This is a genomic window from Streptomyces sp. NPDC093085, assembly GCF_040683935.1.
Taxonomy (GTDB): Bacteria; Actinomycetota; Actinomycetes; order Streptomycetales; family Streptomycetaceae; genus Streptomyces.
This window is the reverse complement of the sequence record NZ_JBFBFB010000006.1, coordinates 304635-324700: the sequence shown is the minus strand read 5'-3', so window position 1 is coordinate 324700 and position 20066 is coordinate 304635. Positions and strand designations below refer to the sequence as shown.

The window sequence follows — 20066 nt, the reverse complement described above, 5'->3', positions numbered from 1 at the left end:
ATGGCCCCGCAGCTTCCCCGGACCTTTCCGCTGCCCACGATCCCGCTGGAGGAAGCGGTCCGGCTCCAGTTCCGGCTGCTGGAGCACACCGCGGCGCACTTCGAGGGGCCCCAGCTCTTCGAGGCGGACGCCGGTGTGGTCACCGGGCTGGGGCGGCCCCGTACGACGGCACGGGTCGAGGCCGTCCTCGCCGACTGGTTCGGCGCAGAGGACGCCGCACTGGTCCAGGGCGCCGGTACCGGGGCGATCCGGGCCGCGCTCCAGGCCGCCCTCTCCCCCGGCGACCCGCTGCTGATCCACCGTGCCCCGGTGTACCGGACGACCGCCGTCACCCTGCGCGGCCTGGGCGCCCGTACCGTCGAGGCCGACTTCAACGACCGTACGGCGCTCCGCGACGCCCTGGCCTCGCCGGAGATCACCTGGGCGTACGTCCAGCACAGCCGGCAGCGGCTCGGGGACGCGTACGGCCTGGGCGAGACGGTGGCGGCCTGCCGCGCCGCAGGGGTCCGTACGGTCGTCGACGACAACTACGCGGTGCTGCGGGTGCCCGCGTGCGGCGTCCAGCTCGGTGCCGACGCCTCCTGTTTCTCGCTCTTCAAGCTGCACGGGCCGGAGGGGGTGGGCGCGGTGGTCGGCGCCCGGGATCTTGTCGGGCGGGTCCGCGCCGACAACTACTCCGGCGGCGGCCAGGTCCAGGGCGGTCAGGCCCTGGAGGCGCTGCGCGCGCTGACCCATGTGCCGGTGCTGTGGGCGCTCCAGTCGCGGGTCTCCGCCGAGATCGCCGAGCGGCTGGCCGCCGGGGAGGTGCCGGGCGTCGCCGAGGTACGGATCGCCAACGCGCAGGACCGCTGTCTCCTGGTGCGGCTCGACCATCCGCTCGCCCGTGGGCTGCCCGCCGTCGCCGCGCGGTACGGGGCCGCGCCGTACCCCGTGGGCTCCAACTCCCGTTACGAGATCGCCCCGCTCGTCCACCGGATGTCCGCCTCCTCGCTGGAGGACGCTCCCGAACTGGCCGACTGGACCGTGCGGATCAACCCCATGCGGGCCGGAGCCGACCTGGTGATCGGCATTCTCCGCCGTTCACTGCACGATCTGAGGGGCTGATCATGTTCCTGGACACCGTCCTCGCCCGTAACCCCGCGCTCGTCGAGACGGCCACCGCGCTGCACTCCTCCGGGGCGATCCCACCCGACACCTATGTGCTGGACGCCGACACCGTGGAGGCCAACGCGGCGCTGCTGGCGGCCGAGGCGCGGCGGCTCGGGGTCTCGCTCTGGTTCGTGGCCAAGCAGTTCGGCCGTAACCCCGCGCTGGTGCGGGCGGTCGCACGGCATCTCCCCCGGTTCGCCGCGATCGACCCGTCCGAGGCGAGGACCGTGCGCGCGGCGGGCGCCTCGGCGGGCAATCTGGGCCATCTCGTGCAGATCCCGCGCCGGGCCCTGCCGGAGATGCTGGCCTGGCGGCCCGAGGCGGTCACGGTCTTCGACCTGGCCAACGCGCGAGCCGTCGCGGAAGCGGCGGGCCGGCTCGGCCTGGTCCAGGATGTGTGGGTACGGGTCGAGGCGGCGCCGGGCGACGGTCATCCGGGCCAGGAGGGCGGCGTACCGCCGGCGGCGCTGGACGGTTTCGCGGCGGCGGTCGAGCGGCTGCCGTCGGTGCGCGTCGCTGGGGTGACGGGGTTCCCCTGCGTGCGGTGCGCCCCGGAGACCGGGCGGCCCGCTCCGACGGCCACCTTCGAACGGGCCCTCGCGGCCCGGGAGCTGCTGGGTTCGCGGGGACATGAGGGGGTGGGGCTCAGCGCCCCGGGGGTGACCTGTGCGGCGACGCTGCCGCTGCTGGCCCGGCTGGGTGCCACCCATGGGGAGCCGGGCCACGCCCTCACCGGCACTACTCCGCTGCACGCGGCGGATCCGCGGCAGCCGGAGCGGCCCGCGTCCGTGTATGTCACCGAGGTGGCCCACACGCTCTCGGACGGGCGGCCCGCGCTCTTCGGCGGCGGGTTCTACCCGCGCGCCGGGATCCGGTCGGCGTTGCTGCCGCGTACAGGGCTGCGGCTGCCGGTGTGCGACGCGCCCGCCGAGTACATCGACTACTACCGGGCGCTGGGCCGGCCCGCCCCTGGCTCCGGGGAGGTCAGGGCCGGGGACACAGCCGTACTGGCGTTCCGTACGCAGATCTTCGTCACCCGCTCGACCGTGGCGGTCGTCGCGGGGCTCGCCACCGGGCGGCCCCGGCTGACGGGGCTGTACGACGCGCGGGGCCGGGCCCTGGAAGGAGCCGTCTCATGAACAGGTCGCTCTTCGGCCGAGCACGCGGGCCGGGCCGCTGGGCGCTCCTCGGCACCGTAGGGCGTTCGGTGGCCCGTGGAGTCCGGGCGGCGCGGCTCCTGACGGCGGGGCGCGGGGCAAGGGAGCACGGAGCAATGGGGCACGGGGCGGCGGGGCGCCGACCGTGGCCGGCGCGCCCCCGTTCGCCGTATCCGGGCGGGTCAGCCCATGAACTTCTTGAACTCGTCGGGCAGTTCGAAGTTCTTGTCCTGAGCCTTGTCGGGGATTCCGAAGGCGCCGCCCGCCTGGGCCGCCGCGGCCTCCTCGCGCCGCGTCCGGGCCGCCTGCTCCTCGGCCTTGCGCTTCATCGGGTTGCCGGAGCGCTGCTTGCCCTTGGCCTGCTTGGCCTTCTTCTTCGTACGGCCGGGGCCGCCGCCCATGCCCGGGACGCCCGGCATGCCCGGCATGCCGCCGCCCTGCGCCATCTTCGACATCATCTTGCGGGCGTCGAAGAACCGCTCCACGAGGTTCTTCACTGCGCTGACCTCGACGCCGGAACCACGGGCGATACGGGCGCGGCGCGAGCCGTTGATGATGACCGGGTCCTGGCGCTCGGCCGGCGTCATCGACTTGATGATCGCGGCCGTCCGGTCCACGTCCTTCTCGTCGATGTTGTTGATCTGGTCCTTGATCTGCCCCATGCCGGGCAGCATGCCGAGCAGCTTGGAGATGGAGCCCATCTTCCTGACCTGCTCCATCTGCGCCAGGAAGTCGTCGAGGGTGAAGTCCTTCCCGCCCTTGCTGCTCGCCAGCTTGGAGGCCATCTTCTCGGCCTCGGCCTGGCTGAAGGTCCGCTCCGCCTGCTCGATCAGGGTGAGGAGGTCACCCATGTCGAGGATGCGGGACGCCATCCGGTCGGGGTGGAAGGCGTCGAACTCGTCCAGCTTCTCGCCGTTCGAGGCGAACATGATCTGCTTGCCGGTGACATGCGCGATGGAGAGGGCCGCGCCGCCGCGGGCGTCGCCGTCGAGCTTCGAGAGGACCACGCCGTCGAAGCCGACGCCGTCGCGGAACGCCTCCGCGGTGTTGACGGCGTCCTGGCCGATCATGGCGTCCACGACGAAGAGGACCTCGTCGGGGCTGACGGCGTCGCGGATGTCCGCGGCCTGCTTCATCAGCTCCTCGTCGATGCCGAGGCGGCCCGCGGTGTCGACGATGACGATGTCGTGCTGCTTGGTCTTCGCGAACTCGATCGAGTCCTGGGCGACCTTGACCGGGTCGCCGACCCCGTTGCCGGGCTCCGGCGCGTAGACGGCGACGCCAGCGCGCTCGGCGACGACGGAGAGCTGGGTGACGGCGTTGGGGCGCTGGAGGTCGCAGGCGACGAGCAGCGGGGTGTGGCCCTGGCCCTTGAGCCAGAGGCCGAGCTTTCCGGCCAGGGTGGTCTTACCGGCACCCTGGAGACCGGCCAGCATGATGACGGTGGGCGGCTGCTTCGCGAAGCGCAGGACGCGGGTCTCGCCGCCGAGGATGCGGACCAGTTCCTCGTTGACGATCTTGACGACCTGCTGGGCGGGGTTCAGCGCCTGGGAGACCTCGGCGCCGGCCGCGCGCTCCTTGACCTTGGCGATGAAGGCGCGGACGACGGGCAGCGCCACATCGGCTTCGAGCAGGGCGATGCGGATCTCGCGGGCCGTGGCGTCGATGTCCTCCGGGCTGAGGCGCCCTTTGCCCCGGAGGCTCTTGAACGTGGCTGCGAGGCGGTCGGAGAGAGTGTCGAACACGGCGGTCGCGAATCCTCAGGTCGGGAGCGGATGAGGGGGCTGTCCCGCGCGGTGAGGGACAGACCGTCCCCCAGGGTATCCGGCCCCGTGCGGTGTGGTCTGCCCCGTGGGGGCGCCTCTGCGGCGCTTACGGCTCCGGGCGCGGGGCGGCGGGGGTCAGCGCAGCGCGGTCTCCACGGCTCGGGCCAGCTCCGTGGCGGCCTCCGGCGTCAACGGGCGTCCACGGTCGGTGGTCACGTAGAAGGCGTCCACGGCGTTGGCGCCCAGGGTCGACACATGGGCGCTGCGCACCATCACCCGCGCGTCCTCCAGGGCGCGGCCGATGCGGTGCAGCAGGCCCGGGGCGTCCTGGGCGCGTACCTCGATGACCGTCGCGTGGTGGGAGGCGGTCGGCGCGACCGTGACACGGGGCGGCGGGGCCGTGACGCCTCGGCGCCGCGGGTAGGCGGCCTCGCGTTCGGCGAGCTTGGCCGGGATGTCGAGGGTGCCGTCCAGGGCCCGTACGAGGTCGGCGCGGAGCCGGGCCGCCTGTGGGAGCGAGCCGTACGCGGCGGCGACGCGCCAGCTCAGCAGCAGGATGCCGGTGGTGGGCCCGGTCGTCGTGCCCGCGCCGGGGCGGCCCGGGCCGCCCTCCGGTTCGGCGGGCGGTCCGTCCAGGCCGCCGGGGAGTTCCACGGCGCGCAGGTCGGCGGCGCGGACGGTGAGCCGGTGCAGGGCGAGCACCCCGGCCGCCGCGGGGAGCACTCCGGGCTGGTCGGGGAGGGCGATGAGCAGTTCGACGCCCACCGGTTCGGGTGTGCCGTCCGGCTGCCCGGCGCGCTCGTCCGCCCCGCCCCGCGGGGGCTCGGACTGGGTACGCAGGGCGAGTACGGGGCCGCCGGTGCGGAGCGCCTCGACGGCGAGGCGCTCCTGCTCCGCGCTGGGCGCGGCGGGTTCGGGTTCGGCCGGGCCGTCCCCCGCGAGGACGGTGGCGACGCGGTCGACCAGGTCGGCGACGAGGGCGGAGCGCCAGGAGGACCAGGCGGCGGGGCCGGTGGCGAGCGCGTCGGCCTCCGTGAGGGCGTGCAGCAGTTCCAGGGTGGCGGTCGAGCCGACGCGGGTGGCGACGGAGTCGACGGTGGCCGGGTCGTCCAGGTCGCGCCGGGTGGCGGTGTCGATGAGCAGGAGGTGGTGGCGTACGACGGTGGCGATGACGGCGGCGTCCTCGGGGTCGAAGCCGATCCTGGCGGCGACGTCGCGGGCGATGACCTCGCCGGCCACGGAGTGGTCGCCGGGCCACCCCTTGCCGATGTCGTGGAGCAGGGCGCTGACGAGGAGCAGGTCGGGGCGGCCGACGCGGCGGGTGAGCGAGGAGGCCCGGACGGCGGCCTCGACGAGGTGGCGGTCGACGGTCCAGGTGTGGACGGGGTTGTGCTGGGGCCGGCAGCGGACCCGCTCCCAGTCGGGCAGGAGTCCGGTGATCAGCCCTTCGGCCTCCAGGGCCTCCCAGACCGGGACGGTCGGCTCGCCGGCGCCGAGCAGGGTGACCAGTTCCTCGCGGGCCTCGGCGGGCCAGGGCACCGGCAGGGGGGTGGCGGCCTGGGCGAGGCGGCGTACGGCGTGCGGGGAGATCGGCAGTCCGGCCTGAGCGGCGGCAGCGGCGGCGCGCAGCGGCAGGACGGGGTCGCGTTCGGGGCGCGCGGTGCGGGCGAGGACGACCTCGCCGTCCTGCTCCACGACCCCCTCGGCGAGCGGGGTGCGTTCGGGGGCGGGCCTGCCGCCGAGCATGGCGCGGAGCCGGGGGCGTACGGAGCGGGCGCGCAGGACGCGGTTGACCTCGCGCCAGGTGATGTCGGAGGCGTACGAGACGGTGCGCGCGGCCTCGTACACCTGGCGCAGCAGGGTGTCGGCGTCGAGGAGGCCGAGTGCGTCGGCGACGGCGGCCTGTTCCTGGAGGGCGAGCCGGTCGGTGGCGCGTCCGGTGATCAGGTGGAGGGCGTCGCGGGCGTCGAGGAGGGTGCGGCGGGCGTCGTCGAGGCCGGCGCGGGGGGCGTCGGCGAGCCAGGAGGCGGCGACGGCGCGGAGCACGGTGGCGTCGCGTACGCCGCCCCTGGCCTCCTTGAGGTCGGGTTCGAGGAGGAAGCGGAGTTCGCCGTGGCGCTCGGCGCGCTCCCGGCAGAGTGCGTCGAGTTCGGGAAGGCGCTTGGGCGCGGTGTTGCGCCAGTCGGCGAGGATGGCGGTGCGGGCGCCGGTGACCAGGCCGAGGTCGCCCGCGAGGTGCCGGGCGTCGAGCAGGCCGAGCTGGACCTTGAGGTCCTCGGCGGCGGTCGCGCGCGCCTCGGCGGGGGTGCGTACGGAGTGGTCGAGCGCGATTCCGAGGTCCCAGACGGGGTACCAGACGCGGTCGGCGAGGGCGGCGACGGCTTTGGCGGAGGTCTTGCCGTCGTGCAGGAGGAGCAGGTCGAGATCGCTGCGCGGGGAGAGTTCGCCACGCCCGTAGCCGCCGACGGCGACGAGGGCGGCGCCGCGTACCCCGGTCTCCCGGGCGGCGGTGGTGAACAGGGCGTTCAGCCAGTCGTCGGTCAGACGGGCCAAGGCGGCACGGCGCGGCGGCCCTGGCCGCGCCTTCTCCTGGAGGAGGCGCAGCCGGGCCGCCGCATAGCCGCTGGGTCCCGAGTCTGCCTTTTCGGTGGTTTCTTCGACGCTCGTCACCCAGTCGTTCCCGTCTCTGGTGTTTCTAGAGGGCGTCCGGGCCGCGCTCGCCGGTCCGTACGCGGACCGCCGTGTCGACCGGGACGCTCCATACCTTGCCGTCACCGATCTTGCCGGTGCGGGCGGCTTTCACCACGACGTCGATGAGCTGTTCGGCGTCGTCGTCCTCGACCAGTACCTCGATGCGGATCTTCGGTACGAGGTCGACGGTGTACTCCGCGCCCCGGTAGACCTCGGTGTGGCCGCGCTGCCGGCCGTATCCGCTGGCCTCCGTGACCGTGAGGCCCTGGACGCCGAAGGCCTGGAGGGCCTCCTTGATCTCGTCCAGCCGGTGTGGCTTCACGACTGCGGTGATGAGCTTCATGCGTCCACCTTCTTGTTCTGCGCCGCGGCGGCGTGGGTCTCGTCCTTGCTCGGTGCGGCGAGGCTACGGCCCGACGGGGAGCCCCCGACAGCGCTGTAGTCGTAGGCCGACTCCGCGTGGTACGCCATGTCGACGCCGCTGGTCTCGTCGTCCTCGGAGGCCCGGAAGCCGATGGTGGCGTCGACGATCTTGGCGAGGATCCAGGAGACCACGAAGGAGTAGGCCATCACCGAGAAGGCCCCGGTGGCCTGCTTGCCGAACTGGGCGAGGCCGCCGACTCCGTCGACCGCGAGGAGGCCGACGAGGAGGGTGCCGATGACGCCGCCGACCAGGTGGACGCCGACCACGTCGAGGGAGTCGTCGTAGCCCAGCTTGAACTTGAGGCTGACGGCCCAGGAGCAGACCAGGCCGGCGACGAGGCCGATGAGGATGGCGCCGAAGGGGCTGACGTTGGCGCCGGAGGGGGTGATGGCGACGAGGCCGGCGATGGCGCCGGAGGCGGCGCCCAGGGTGGTGAAGGCGCCGTGCCGGACGCGCTCGTAGATCAGCCAGCCGAGCATCGCGGCGCCGGTGGCGATCTGCGTGTTGAAGGCCATGATGGCGGCGGTGCCGTCGGCGGCGAGTTCGGAGCCGGCGTTGAAGCCGAACCAGCCGAACCACAGCAGGCCCATGCCGAGGACGACGAGCGGCAGGTTGTGCGGCCGCATCGGGTCCTTCTTGAAGCCGATGCGCTTGCCGACGACCAGGACCGCGGCGAGCGCGCCGACACCGGCGTTGATGTGGACCGCCGTACCGCCCGCGAAGTCGATCACGCCCAGCTTGTGGAGCCAGCCGTCGGACTGCCAGACCCAGTGGGCGACCGGGAAGTAGACCACGGTGACCCAGAGCGTGATGAAGAGCGCCCAGGCGGTGAACTTCACGCGGTCGGCGAGGGCGCCGCTCATCAGCGCGGGGGTGAGCACCGCGAACATGAGCTGGAAGAGAGCGAAGGCGAAGACGGGGATGCCGTCCTTGCCGGTCAGGGTGTCGACCGTGATGCCGTTGAAGCCGATGTGGTCGAAGTTGCCCAGGAGGCCGCCGCCGATGTCGTCGCCGAAGGTCAGCGAGTATCCGTAGAGGACCCACAGGACGCTGACGATCCCGAGCGAGATCAGGGACATCATGAGCATGTTGAGGGCGCTCTTCACCCGCACCATGCCGCCGTAGAAGAATGCCAGTCCGGGCGTCATCAGCATGACGAGCGCGGCACTGATCAGTACGAATGCGGTATCTGCGCCATTCAAGGCCACGTCTCCTCGTGGGTCGGATACGGCCCGTGCGGATGCTTGAGCGGGTAGAGGGGCCGACTGTGCTCAGGAGATTGGCGCAGCGCGGTTTCAGCCAGTGCCGCTCGATGTTTCACGGCGGTGACGAAGGTGTCCCGCGCGTTACACCCCGGTGAACCGGCCGATCAGCCGGGGTGACACGCGCGGCGGGCCGTACGCGGGCGGAAGAGGACCGGCCGCGGCACCCACCCTGCTGTCCTGGCGGCGGGGGAGCCGTGTCGGGCTGTACGGGGTGGTTGCCGCGGCCGGAGCTGGGGCGGGCCGTGCGGCGCGGGGGCGGGCTTGTGTACGACCGGAGGTGGTCCCGGGGGACGTACGGAGCGGCCTCCGCGGGGTTCTCAGACGGCCTCCGCGGAGTCGGGCAGCTTCTGGGCGAGGACTTCGCTGAGGTCGATGACCTCGGCGACGTCCCCGAAGTCCCTGGCTGCGGCGTCGAGCGTCTTGCGCAGCCGGGTGTTGACCCGCTCGGAGCGCACCTTGCCGACGGTCTCCAGGGCCTTCTCCGCCACCGCCGTGGCCTGCTCGGGCTCACGGTTGAGGAGGTGGACGGTGGCCATGCCGATCAGGTTGAGGGCGTAGGAGCGCTGGTAGGCGTCGTCCTTGGCGAAGAGTTCGACGGCGCGCCGCATGACGGGCTCGGCGAGCGAGGCGTAGGTGGGGCTGCGACCTGCCACATAGGCGAGGTCGCGGTAGGAGTGGGCGTTCTCGCCGTTGAGTTCCGCCTCGGAGAAGAAGCGGATCCAGTCGGGCTCCGGCTCGCCGTCGAGGCCGACGTCGGCGAAGGTGTCCTCGGCCATTCTGACGGCGCGCTTGGTCTTGCTCGGCTGGCCCATGTTGGCGTACGCCCTGGCCTCCATCGCATACAGCATCGCCTGGGTTCTGGGGGTGGCGGTGTCGCGGCTGCCGTACTGCGCGAGGTGGATGAGTTCGAGCGCGTCGTCGGGCCGGCCCACGTGGATCATCTGGCGGCTCATGGAGGAGAGGATGTACGAGCCGAGCGGCCGGTCCCCCGCCTCCTTGGCGGCGTGCAGGGCGAGGACGAAGTACTTCTGGGCGTTGGGCTGGAGGCCGATGTCGTAGCTCATCCAGCCGGCCAGCTCGGCCAGTTCGGCGGCGCACCGGAAGAGCCGCCTGGAGGTCGCCTCGGGGTGGGGTTCCTGGAGCAGTTCGGTGACCTCGTGGAGCTGGCCGACCACCGCTTTGCGGCGCAGTCCGCCGCCGCACTGCGCGTCCCACTGCCGGAAACAGACCGTGGTGGACTCCAGCAGTTCCAGCTCGGGGGCGGAGAGGTGGTGCGAGCGGGTCGGGGCGACGAGGTCGGGCACCGGCTCGCCCGGGTCGGCCGCCGGGGTGGGCACCAGCCAGCGCTGCATCGGCTCCACCAGGGCGGGCCCGGCGGCCAGGCCCAGGGATGTACCGAGGAAGCCGCGGCGGGCCAGCATCAGGTCGCCTCGGGAGAACTCGCTGATCAGCGCGACGGTCTGGGGGCCAGCCCAGGGCAGGTCGACCCCGGAGGCGGAGGTCGAGCGGTGGGCGGCGCGCAGCCCCAGCTCCTCGACGGCGACCATGGCGCCGAAACGCTCGGAGAACAGTTCCGAGAGGATGCGCGGGATCGGCTCGCGGGGCTGCTCGCCGTCGAGCCAGCGCCGTACGCGCGAGGTGTCCGTGCTGATGTGGTGGGCGCCCAACTGCCGTGCGCGGCGGTTGACCTGGCGGGCCAGCTCGCCCTTGGACCAGCCGCTGCGCAGGAACCACGACGTGAGTTGCTCATTCGGACGCTTGCCGGTATCCGAACCGCCTGCGCCGCTGCCGCCCACTGGAAAGCCCCCATCCGACGAAATGCCCTATGTCTCGCGAACCACTATCAGAATGCCGTGGATGACGGTCCCGTGTCCGGAGGTCGTCCCCCTTCGAACAGGAAACCGAGTTGCCCATGGCATACCCGCGAGACTGTCTCACCCGAGGTTCATGCACCGAAAGTAATCCTACGATCACCCGTCCGGCGAGGGTGAATCCACAAACGCCACCATTCGCCACCCCATCGAATGAACTACCCCCTGGCATGGCGCGATTGACTTGACGCACGAGGTTCACAGGGGTGGTGAAACGGAGTGCAAGGGGGCGCGCGAATCGGATCGCACCGTCCCGAACGCTTCAATGCGCCACTCGAATGGCGCAAGCGACGACGGAGGGTCACAGGCAGACTGCGACTCGTAACCACCGGCGAGTTCCACCCGTTGGAGGGGGCATGGGCTTCACGATCGGCGGCATCCGGGAGATACGGTCCGGCTCACGCCGTCGCGGTCGCACCACAGAGTGCACCGCGGTGGCGGAGTACACCGGACTCTGGGGGTGGGACGTCGCACCCGGCGCGCGGGCCTCGGGCGGGGCGTGCTCCTGCGGGGAGTCGGGGTGTACGGCGCCGGGCGGCCACCCGCTCGGCCGCCGCCCCGAGATCCCGGCGGGCGCCACGCTGGAGTACGTGACCAAGGCGTGGGCCAGGACGCCCGGGGCGGATGTCCTGCTCCCGGTGGGCCGGAGCTTCGACATCCTCGACGTCGGGGAGCCGGCGGGCAGCCGCGCGCTGGTGCGGCTCGAACGGATGGGGCTCCCCCTGGGCCCGGTGCTGGCCACCGCGACGGGCCGGGCGCACTTCTTCGTCGCGCCGGGCGCCGCGGCCGAGCTGCCCGAACTGCTCTACCGGATGGGCTGGGACGACGCCCGCCTCGATCTGCGCGGCCTGGGCGCCGGTACGTATGTCACCGCGCCGCCTTCGGAACCGACGGGGCCGGTCCCGGTCCGCTGGCTCCGCCCGCCGTCGCTGGACACCGCGGTGACGCCGCCGCAGGCCCGGCTGCTGCTGGGCACCCTGGCGTACATCTGCCACCGCTCGATGCCACCGCCCTGAGCAGGCTCCGCGCCGTACGCAACGGTACGGCGCGGCCCCTCCCCGGGTGCCGCGCCGTACCGTACGGGCTCAGAGCCGCCGGGTCACTCCCCGACCAGCGCGTCCACGAAGGCGCGCGGCTCGAACGGGGCCAGGTCGTCCGGGCCCTCGCCCAGGCCCACCAGCTTCACCGGGACGCCCAGTTCGCGCTGGACGGCGACGACGATGCCGCCCTTGGCCGTGCCGTCCAGCTTGGTCAGCACGATCCCGGTGATGTCGACCACCTCCGCGAAGACCCGCGCCTGCACCAGGCCGTTCTGTCCGGTCGTCGCGTCCAGGACGAGCAGCACCTCGTCGAGCGGGCCGTGCTTCTCCACGACGCGCTTGACCTTGCCCAGCTCGTCCATGAGGCCGGTCTTGGTGTGCAGCCGGCCCGCCGTGTCGACGAGGACGACGTCCGCGCCCTCCGCGATGCCCTCCTTGACCGCGTCGAAGGCGATCGAGGCGGGGTCGCCGCCCTCGGGGCCCCGTACGGTGCGCGCGCCGACGCGCTCGCCCCAGGTCTGGAGCTGGTCGGCGGCGGCGGCGCGGAAGGTGTCCGCCGCCCCCAGGACCACCGAGCGGCCGTCCGCGACGAGCACCCGGGCGAGCTTGCCCGTGGTGGTGGTCTTGCCCGTGCCGTTGACGCCGACGACCATCACGACGGCGGGCGTCTCCAGGCCGCTCTCCGTCTTCACCGCCCGGTCGAGCGAGGGGTCGAGGAGCGCCAGCAGCTCCTCCCGCAGCAGCGTGCGCAGCTCCGCGGGGTCGCGCGTGCCCAGCACCCGTACCCGCTCACGCAGCCGCTCGACCAGTTCCTGGGTCGGCGCGACGCCGACGTCGGCGGTGAGCAGGGTCTCCTCGATCTCCTCCCAGGTCTCCTCGTCCAGGTGCTCCCGGGAGAGCAGGGTGAGCAGCCCCTTGCCGAGGGAGTTCTGCGAGCGGGCGAGCCGCGCGCGCAGCCGGACCAGCCGGCCCGCCGACGGCTCGGGGACCTCGATCGCGGGCGCCTCGGCGGCCGCCGCGGGCTCCTCGACGGCCACCTGCCCCTCGGCGGTGCCGGGGAGGCCGACCTCCTCGATCGTGCGGCGCGCTTCGTCGCGCGGCGTCTCCGCCTCGTCACCGACGTGCGGTTCGGCGGGTGGGGCTGTGATGGTCGGCGAGTCCGACGGTGCCGGGGGCGGCAGCTTCTTCTTGCGGCTGCTGACCACGAGCCCGCTGATCGCACCGACCGCGACCAGGGCGATGACTACAACAAGGATGACGATTTCCACCCCCTCATCCTCGCAGGGGGCGGACGGCTTCGGACGCCGAGGCAGGCCGGGGAGGGCCGGACGGTCCCGTCAGGGAGCAAGCGCGCCCTTCGGGCTGCTGAGCGGGCCCTTCGGGGCCGGGCACGCCCAGCCGGGGCCCGGCAGCCCAGTCCGGGAGCTATAGGAACATATGCGACAGTGGGTGGGTATCCGGGTTCGCCCGCTGTCCGCTCCCCCAGGAGCCCCCACCTCTGTTCGGAGCCTGTTCATGCCCCACGCCTCCGCATCCGAAGGCGCGATGGAGACCCGTGGCCTGGAGCCCGTCCCCGACGGTGAGCGCACCGGTCACATCCGGGAACTCTTCCCCACCTGGGTAGCCGCCAACATCAGCGTGCTCCTGCTCACCATGGGCGCCGGTCTGATCGTCCTCAACGGTCTCAACTTCTGGCAGGCGCTGGTCGTCGGGGTCGCCGCGCCCGTCGTCGCGTACGGCACGGTCGGGCTGATCTCGATCGCGGGGAAGCGCGGCGGGGCGCCGGGGATGGCTCTGTCGCGTGCGGTGTTCGGCCAGCGCGGGAACCTCTTCCCGGGGGCGCTGATCTGGGTCGCCCGCTGGGGGTGGGAGACGATCAACGCGGTGACCGGCGCGTACGCCGTGCTGACCGTGCTCGACCTGCTCTTCGGGATCAAGCGGAGCACGCCGCTCATAGTGGTGACGCTGCTGCTCTTCGTGGCCGCCACCTTCCTGGTCTCGGGTCTGGGCATCAAGGCGCTGCGGGTGTGCAGCACCTGGTCGGCGTATCTCTTCGGGGCGTTCAGCGTGCTGGTGCTGATCCATCTCGTCGCGGAGACGGAGTGGTCGGCGGTCTTCGACCGGCCCGCGGGGCCGACGGCGCTGATGGTCGCCGGCATCGGCACGATCGCGGCGGGCGGTCTGAGCTGGGCGCCGACCGGACCCGACTTCACCCGCTATCTGCCCCGGTCCGTCTCCGGCCGGGCGATGGTCGGCTCGACGGTGGGCGGCGCGGGCGTCGTGGTGCTGCCGCTGGTGCTGATGGGGGCGGTGATGGCGGTGGGGACCCCGGATCTCGCCAGGGCACAGGACCCGGTCTCCTTCATCGGCGCTCTGCTGCCGGCCTGGATCTCGGTGCCGTATCTGCTGATCGCCCTGGTGGGGATGGTGCTGATCAACGCGATGTCGATGTACTCGGCCGGGTTCACGGCGCAGACGCTGGGCGTACGGGTGCCCCGTGCGTGGGCGGTCAGCGTGAACGCGGCGATCAGTCTGGTCCTGGGCTTCCTGCTGATGGTGGTCGCCACGAGCTTCATCGGCTCGTTCGTCTCGTTCCTGACGCTGCTCGCGGTGGCGTTCTCGGCGTGGATCGGGGTCTTCGGCGTGGACATGGTGCGGCGGCGTACGTACGACCCGGTGGCGCTGATGGACACGGGGCGCACCAGCGCTTACTGGTACCGGGGCGGCTTCGCCCCTTCGGCCATGGCGGCGTGGGGTACGGCGCTGGTGGTCGGGGTGCTCTTCACCTCGGTGCAGTGGTTCGCGGGCCCCTTCGCTGGGTCCTGGGTGGGCCGTAACGGCCTGGGCTGGGTCGTCACCGTCCTGGTGGCGGCGGGGCTGTACGCGGTGCTGCCGAGGGCGCGCGCGAAGGCCCCGGCGACCGCGGGGGCGGAGGCCGGGGCCGGTACGGAGGGCGGCACGGAGGCGGGGATAGCCGTGGGGACGGGGCGCGCGTTGGACACCCCCGCCCCGTGAGTCAGCCCATCTCCTCCAGCGTCTTGCCCTTGGTCTCCCGGACGAAGAGCAGCACGAACGGGATGGAGAGCGTGGCGAAGCAGGCGTAGATGACGTACGTCCCCGACAGGTTCCACTCGGCCAGGCTCGGGAAGCTCGCGGTGATCGCCCAGTTGGCGATCCACTGCGCGGAGGCTGCGACACCGAGCGCGGCGGCGCGGATCCGGTTCGGGAACATCTCACCGAGGAAGACCCAGACGATGACGCCCCAGGAAAGGGCGAAGAAGAGCACGAACACATGCGCGGCGACCAGCGCGACGGTGCCCTCGGTGCCGGGCAGCTTGCCGTGGACCAGGGGGGCGGAGAAGGCCCAGGCCTCGCAGGCGAGCGCGACGGCCATCCCGGCGGAGCCGGCCAGCGCCAGCGGCTTGCGGCCGACCCGGTCCACCAGGACCATCGCGATCACGGTGCCGATGATGTTCACGATCGAGGTCGTGAACGAGTAGAGGAACGAGCTGGACGGGTCGATGCCGACCGACTGCCAGAGCGTCGCCGAGTAGTAGAAGGCGACATTGATGCCGACGAGCTGCTGGAAGACGGAGAGGCCGATCCCCACCCAGACGATGGGCAGGAAGAGGAAGCCGCCCCCGCCCAGCAGGTCCTTGAAGGTCGACTTGTGCTCGCGGTGCATCGCGTGCTCGATCTCGGCGACCCGGGCGTCCAGGTCGACGCCCTTGCTCTCGACCTCGGCGAGGACCTTCTTGGCGCGCTCCACCTTGCCGACGGAGAGCAGGAAGCGGGGCGACTCGGGGATCGCGAGGGAGAGCAGACCGTAGAGGAGTGCCGGTACGACCATCACACCGAGCATCCACTGCCAGGCTTCGAGGCCGAGCAGCTTGCCGCGCTGGTCGCCGTCGGCGAGCTGGAGGATGCCGTAGTTGACGAGCTGCGAGACGGCGATGCCGATGACGATCGCGGCCTGCTGGAAGGAGCCGAGGCGGCCCCGGTACGCGGCCGGGGAGACCTCCGCGATGTACGCGGGGCCGATCACCGACGCCATACCGATCGCGAAGCCCCCGATGATCCTCCAGAACGCGAGGTCGTAGATGTCGAAGGGCAGGGCGGAGCCGACCGCGCTGATCGTGAAGAGCGCCGCGGAGATCCGCATGCAGCGGATCCGGCCGATCCGGTCGGCGATCCGGCCCGCCGTGGCCGCCCCGATCGCACAGCCGATCAGGGCGATGGCGATGACCTGGGCGAGGGCCGCCGAACCGATGTCGTACCGGTCCCTGATGGCCTCGACGGCGCCGTTGATCACCGAACTGTCGTAGCCGAAGAGAAAGCCGCCCATCGCGGCGGCCGCCGTGATGAAGACGACATGGCCGAGATGTTCGGGGTGGGCCGCTCGACCTCCTGTCGGCGGAACCTGCGCTGTGCTGGTCACGTGTACTCCTGAAGCCGCCCGGCCGCGTCGCCGGGCGTGGGGGTGGGCGAGCCCTTCAAGTGAGGCATAACGTCCCGTCAGACACCACTTGAAGGCAAAAGCAACGCGAAAGAGCGTATTCCTTCAAGCTGTGAAGGGATGCGGCGGGGTGGCTCCGCGCCACGGTGCGACAAAACAGGCGACTCGCCCCGAGTGATCGTTCAGGACACGAAGCGGGGGAGGCCGGGGGCGTCAGCGGAGCCGCTGGCTGATGACCTTGGAGACCCCGTCGCCCTGCATCGAGACCCCGTAGAGCGCGTCGGCGACCTCCATCGTCCGCTTCTGGTGGGTGATCACGATGAGCTGGGAGCTCTCCTGGAGCTCCTGCATGATCCGGATCAGCCGCTGGAGGTTGGTGTCGTCGAGCGCCGCCTCGACCTCGTCCATCACATAGAACGGGCTGGGTCTGGCCTTGAAGATCGACACCAGCAGCGCCACGGCCGTGAGGGAGCGTTCGCCGCCGGAGAGCAGCGAGAGCCGCTTGACCTTCTTCCCCGGCGGCCTGGCCTCCACGTCCACGCCGGTGGTGAGCATGTTCTCCGGGTCGGTGAGGATCAGCCGCCCCTCGCCGCCCGGGAAGAGCCGGGAGAAGACGCCCTCGAACTGGGCGGCGGTGTCGCGGAACGCCTCGGTGAAGACCTGCTCGACCAGCTCGTCGACATCCTTGACCATGCCGAGCAGATCGGCCTGCGCCTTCTTCAGGTCTTCGAGCTGCGAGGAGAGGAACTGGTGGCGCTCCTCCAGCGCCGCGAACTCCTCAAGGGCCAGCGGATTCACCTTCCCGAGCTGCTGATACGCCCGTTCGGCGGCCTTGAGGCGCTTCTCCTGCTCGGCCCTGACATACGACTTCGGGCGGTTCCCCGGGGCCTCGGGGCCCTGCGGCGGTTCCTCGCCCTCGGCCGGCGGGGCGGGCGGCACGGGCTGGTCGGGGCCGTACTCGGCGACCAGCCCGGCCGGTTCGACGCCCAGCTCCTCCAGCGCCTTCGCCTCCAACTGCTCGATCCGCAACCGTTTCTCGGCGCCCAGTACCTCGCCCCGGTGCACCGAGTCGGTGAGCTTGTCCAGTTCGGCCTTGAGGTCGCGGCCCGCGTTCCGCTCGGCGGCCAGCTCCCGCTCCCGTACGGCCCTGGCCTCCTCGGCGGCGGTGCGTTCGGCCGCGGCGCGCACGACCGAGACCTCGACATGGGCGAGCAGGGTACGGGCGCCGACGGCGACCGCGGAGGCCACGTGCGCCTCGTGGCGCAACCGCGCGCGGCGCCGTTCCGCACGCGCCCGCGCCTCGCGCTCGGCGCGCGCCGCGCGGTCGAGGCCGTCGGCCCGGCCCGCGAGCCCCTTCATGCGCTCCTCGTGGGTACGGACCTGGAGCCGGGCCTCCATCTCGGTCTGCCGGGCGTTGGCGCCGTCGGCGGCGAGGCGGTCCCGTACCGAGGTGTCGGGCTCCTCGTGGCCCTCCCCGAAGGGGGACTCCTCCTCCGCGACGAGCAGCCGCTCCGTCAGCTCCTCCGCCTCCTCCGTGGCGCGCTCCAGCGCGGTCCGCCCCTCGGCGGCGGAGGCGGCGGCGCGGTCGGCCTCCGCGGCGGCGGCGCGGGCCTGCCCGGAGAGCCGCCCGAGCCGCCCGGAGACGGCGGAGCGCTCCCGGTCGGCGGCCCTGCGGCGCTCCCCCAGCTCCTCGACGAGCGCGGCGTGTTCGGCGCGGCGCGCGGTGGCGGCGCGCTGCTCGGCGGCGAGTTCTCCGCACCGTACGGCGAGCCGTGCCAGCTCGGCGGCGGCCTGGTCCACGGAGGCCCGCACCTCCAGCAGGCTGGGCGCCCCCGCGGAGCCGCCCTGCGCGAAGTGCGCCCCGAGGACATCCCCTTCGGCGGTCACGGCGGTGAGCTCGGGCCGTACGGCGACCAGCGCCTCGGCCTCCTCCAGCGTCGCGACCACCACCATGCCGCGCACCAGCCGCCCCACCGCCCCCATCAGCCCGGCGGGCCCCTGGACGAGATCGACGACGTACGGCGCGGAGAGCCGGGTGCGTACGGTGCCGGGCGCACCCGGAGCGGCGTCGGGCGCGGCGTCCGGGACATCCGGGACGTCCGGGGCGGCGTCCGGGGTGCCGCCCTGCGCCGGGACGGGCGCGGCCGGCGGCGGGGCCGGGGCGTCGGGGGCCCCGGCGGCCTGCCCGGGCACCCCGGGGCGCGCCTCCTCGGCCCCGTGGAGGACCTCCGCCCCGCCGCCCCGTACGCGCGCCTCCGGGGCCTCCGCCCCGCCCCGTACGCCCGGCTCGTCCCGTACGTCCGCCGCCGTATCCCCCGTCGCGGCGCCCAGCAGCAGGGTCGCGCGGCCCGCGTCCTGTGCGCGAAGGAGGCGGATGGCCTCGGCGGCCGTGGTGGGACCGGTGGCCGCCAGGGCGTCGGCGGCGGTGCCCAGCGCCGCGGCCACCGGGATCTCCTGGCCCGGGGTGACGGTGAGGAGTTCCGCGGCGGGGCCGAGCAGGCCGGTGAGGTGGTCGCGGGCGGCCAGCAGCGCCCCGGTGCCGTCCTTGCGGCGCAGGCCCAGCGCGAGCGCGTCATGGCGGGCGGTGAGCGCGGCGTGTTCGCGCTCGGCCGCCGTCGCGGCGTCGCGCGCGGTGGACTGCGCCGTCTCCGCGGCGGCGAGCGCGCTCCGGGCCGCCTCGTACCGCTCGGCGAGCGCGTCGTCCTCCGCGTCCGCCGCCTCGACCTCCGCCTGGAGCTGCTCGTACTCCTCCCGCGCGAGCGTCGCGCGCTCACGCGCCTCGTCGCCGGCGGCGGCGAGCCGGCCGATCTCGGCCTGCGCCGAGGCGGCCCGCCCGCGCGCCGCGGTGACCTGGCCGTGCAGCCGGGCCAGCCCCTCGCGGCGGTCGGCGAGGGCGCGCGCGGCGTCCCGCAGGCGGCGCTCCTCGGCGGCCAGCTCCCGCTCCAGCTCGGCCCGGTGGGCGACGGTGTCCTCGCGGGCGTGTTCGGCGGCCTCCAGCGCGGCGGCCAGCTCCGCCTCCTGCTCGCGGATCCGGGCGGCCTCGCGCTCCAGGTCCTCGGGGTCGCGGCCGCGCCGCTCCTCCTCGGGGGCGCTGGTGGCACTGGTGACGCGGGCGTCGGCGAGGGAGACGGTGCCGCGGACCCGTTCGGCGAGCCGGGAGAGCTCGTACCAGCTCTGCTCCGCCGCGCGCAGCCGGGGCGCGAGCCGCCGTACCTCCGCCTCCAGCTCCGCCTCGCGGCCCAGCGCCTCCCTCAGCCGGCGCTCGGCCTCCTCCTTGCGGCTCTTCAGCTCGGCCTCGTCCGCGATCTCCGCGCGCAGCGCCTCGCGCAGCCGCACCAGGTCGTCGGCGAGCAGCCGCAGCCGGGCGTCGCGCAGATCAGCCTGGATGACGGCGGCGCGGCGGGCCACGGCGGCCTGCCGGCCGAGCGGCTTGAGCTGACGGCGGAGTTCGTCGGTCAGATCCTGGACGCGGGCGAGATTCGCCTTCATCGCCTCCAGTTTCCGCAGCGCCTTCTCCTTGCGCTTGCGGTGCTTCAGCACCCCGGCGGCTTCTTCGATGAATGCCCGGCGCCCCGTCGGATCGGCATGGAGTACGGAGTCGAGCTGGCCCTGCCCGACGATCACATGCATCTCGCGGCCGATACCGGAGTCGGAGAGGAGTTCCTGGATATCGAGCAGCCGGCAGGTGTCACCGTTGAGCTGGTATTCGCTGCCGCCGTTGCGGAACATGATCCGCGTAATGGTGACCTCGGCGTATTCGATCGGCAGCGCCCCGTCGGAGTTGTCGATCGTGAGAGAGACCTCCGCGCGGCCGAGCGCGGGGCGCCCGGTGGTGCCGGCGAAGATCACGTCTTCCATTTTCCCGCCGCGCAGCGACTTCGCGCCCTGCTCCCCCATGACCCAGGAGAGCGCGTCCACCACATTGGATTTCCCGGAGCCGTTCGGGCCCACGACACAGGTGATACCCGGCTCGAAGCGCAGCGTCGTGGCGGAGGCGAAGGATTTGAACCCGCGCAGGGTCATGGCCTTGAGGTGCACGCCGCCGGACTCTACCCGGCGCGGATCGTCCGCCGGCGGTTTCACCGGGGAACGCGCAGGGCACATCAGTCGTTAAGAAAGGCGTGGGAGCGCCAACAATGCTTCGTTCAGGGGAAGTTCGGAGCGGGGAAGACGGAAAGAAAGAAGGGACGCCGAAGCGTCCCTTGCATATCTTGCGAGAGTGTTTCTCACCCGGCCCCGACGGGGGC

The 20066-nt window shown here is 72.8% G+C and carries 12 protein-coding genes; 4 read left to right on the top strand and 8 right to left on the bottom strand.

The window, feature by feature from the left end; all coding sequences use genetic code 11:
• Together AB0O07_RS20170 and AB0O07_RS20165 are read left to right on the top strand one after the other, a co-directional pair.
• Window positions 1-1104 (top strand): aminotransferase class V-fold PLP-dependent enzyme, encoded by a 1104-nt coding sequence (locus tag AB0O07_RS20170; RefSeq protein ID WP_365635017.1) that lies wholly within the window; start codon window positions 1-3, stop codon window positions 1102-1104.
• A gap of 2 nt (window positions 1105-1106) precedes the next feature.
• Window positions 1107-2288 carry an alanine racemase gene (locus AB0O07_RS20165; RefSeq protein WP_365635014.1) on the top strand — a complete coding sequence of 394 codons (1182 nt, stop codon included), beginning with the start codon at window positions 1107-1109 and terminating at the stop codon, window positions 2286-2288.
• Between the two features lie 200 nt (window positions 2289-2488).
• Here AB0O07_RS20165 and ffh read toward each other — a convergent pair whose 3' ends face one another.
• The 5 genes from ffh to AB0O07_RS20140 all read right to left on the bottom strand — a co-directional run bounded on the left by ffh (window position 2489) and on the right by AB0O07_RS20140 (window position 10248).
• Window positions 2489-4051, bottom strand: coding sequence for a signal recognition particle protein (gene ffh, locus AB0O07_RS20160; RefSeq protein ID WP_365635011.1), 1563 nt, complete (start codon window positions 4049-4051; stop codon window positions 2489-2491).
• A 156-nt stretch (window positions 4052-4207) separates the two neighbouring features.
• A complete protein-coding gene (locus tag AB0O07_RS20155; RefSeq protein ID WP_365635009.1) occupies window positions 4208-6742 on the bottom strand; it encodes a [protein-PII] uridylyltransferase in 2535 nt (844 codons plus the stop codon).
• Between the two features lie 25 nt (window positions 6743-6767).
• The gene (locus AB0O07_RS20150; protein ID WP_084904268.1) at window positions 6768-7106 is read right to left on the bottom strand and encodes a P-II family nitrogen regulator; all 339 of its coding nucleotides are present in this window, start codon (window positions 7104-7106) and stop codon (window positions 6768-6770) included.
• Window positions 7103-8389 (bottom strand): ammonium transporter, encoded by a 1287-nt coding sequence (locus AB0O07_RS20145; protein ID WP_365635005.1) that lies wholly within the window; start codon window positions 8387-8389, stop codon window positions 7103-7105. Before AB0O07_RS20145 ends, AB0O07_RS20150 begins: the two co-directional genes overlap by 4 nt.
• A gap of 380 nt (window positions 8390-8769) precedes the next feature.
• Window positions 8770-10248, bottom strand: coding sequence for a hypothetical protein (locus tag AB0O07_RS20140; protein ID WP_365635002.1), 1479 nt, complete (start codon window positions 10246-10248; stop codon window positions 8770-8772).
• 431 nt (window positions 10249-10679) lie between these two features.
• On the opposite strand from AB0O07_RS20140, the gene AB0O07_RS20135 reads away from it, so the two are divergent.
• Window positions 10680-11339: a bifunctional DNA primase/polymerase gene (locus tag AB0O07_RS20135; RefSeq protein WP_365634999.1), complete on the top strand. Its 660-nt coding sequence runs from the start codon at window positions 10680-10682 to the stop codon at window positions 11337-11339.
• Between the two features lie 83 nt (window positions 11340-11422).
• Here AB0O07_RS20135 and ftsY read toward each other — a convergent pair whose 3' ends face one another.
• Entirely contained in the window at window positions 11423-12631 is a 1209-nt protein-coding gene (gene ftsY / locus AB0O07_RS20130; protein ID WP_365634996.1) for a signal recognition particle-docking protein FtsY, read from the bottom strand.
• 247 nt (window positions 12632-12878) lie between these two features.
• Between ftsY and AB0O07_RS20125 the strand changes: the two genes are divergently transcribed.
• Window positions 12879-14378, top strand: a complete 1500-nt coding sequence (locus tag AB0O07_RS20125; protein ID WP_365634993.1) for a cytosine permease — start codon at window positions 12879-12881, stop codon at window positions 14376-14378.
• Window position 14379: 1 nt separating this feature from the next.
• Here the strand turns inward: AB0O07_RS20125 and AB0O07_RS20120 are convergent, their stop codons facing one another.
• Both AB0O07_RS20120 and AB0O07_RS20115 read right to left on the bottom strand, forming a co-directional pair.
• Window positions 14380-15801, bottom strand: a complete 1422-nt coding sequence (locus AB0O07_RS20120; RefSeq protein WP_365634991.1) for a sugar porter family MFS transporter — start codon at window positions 15799-15801, stop codon at window positions 14380-14382.
• Between the two features lie 231 nt (window positions 15802-16032).
• The gene (locus AB0O07_RS20115) at window positions 16033-19857 is read right to left on the bottom strand and encodes an AAA family ATPase (protein WP_365634988.1); all 3825 of its coding nucleotides are present in this window, start codon (window positions 19855-19857) and stop codon (window positions 16033-16035) included.
• Window positions 19858-20066: the final 209 nt, after the last annotated feature.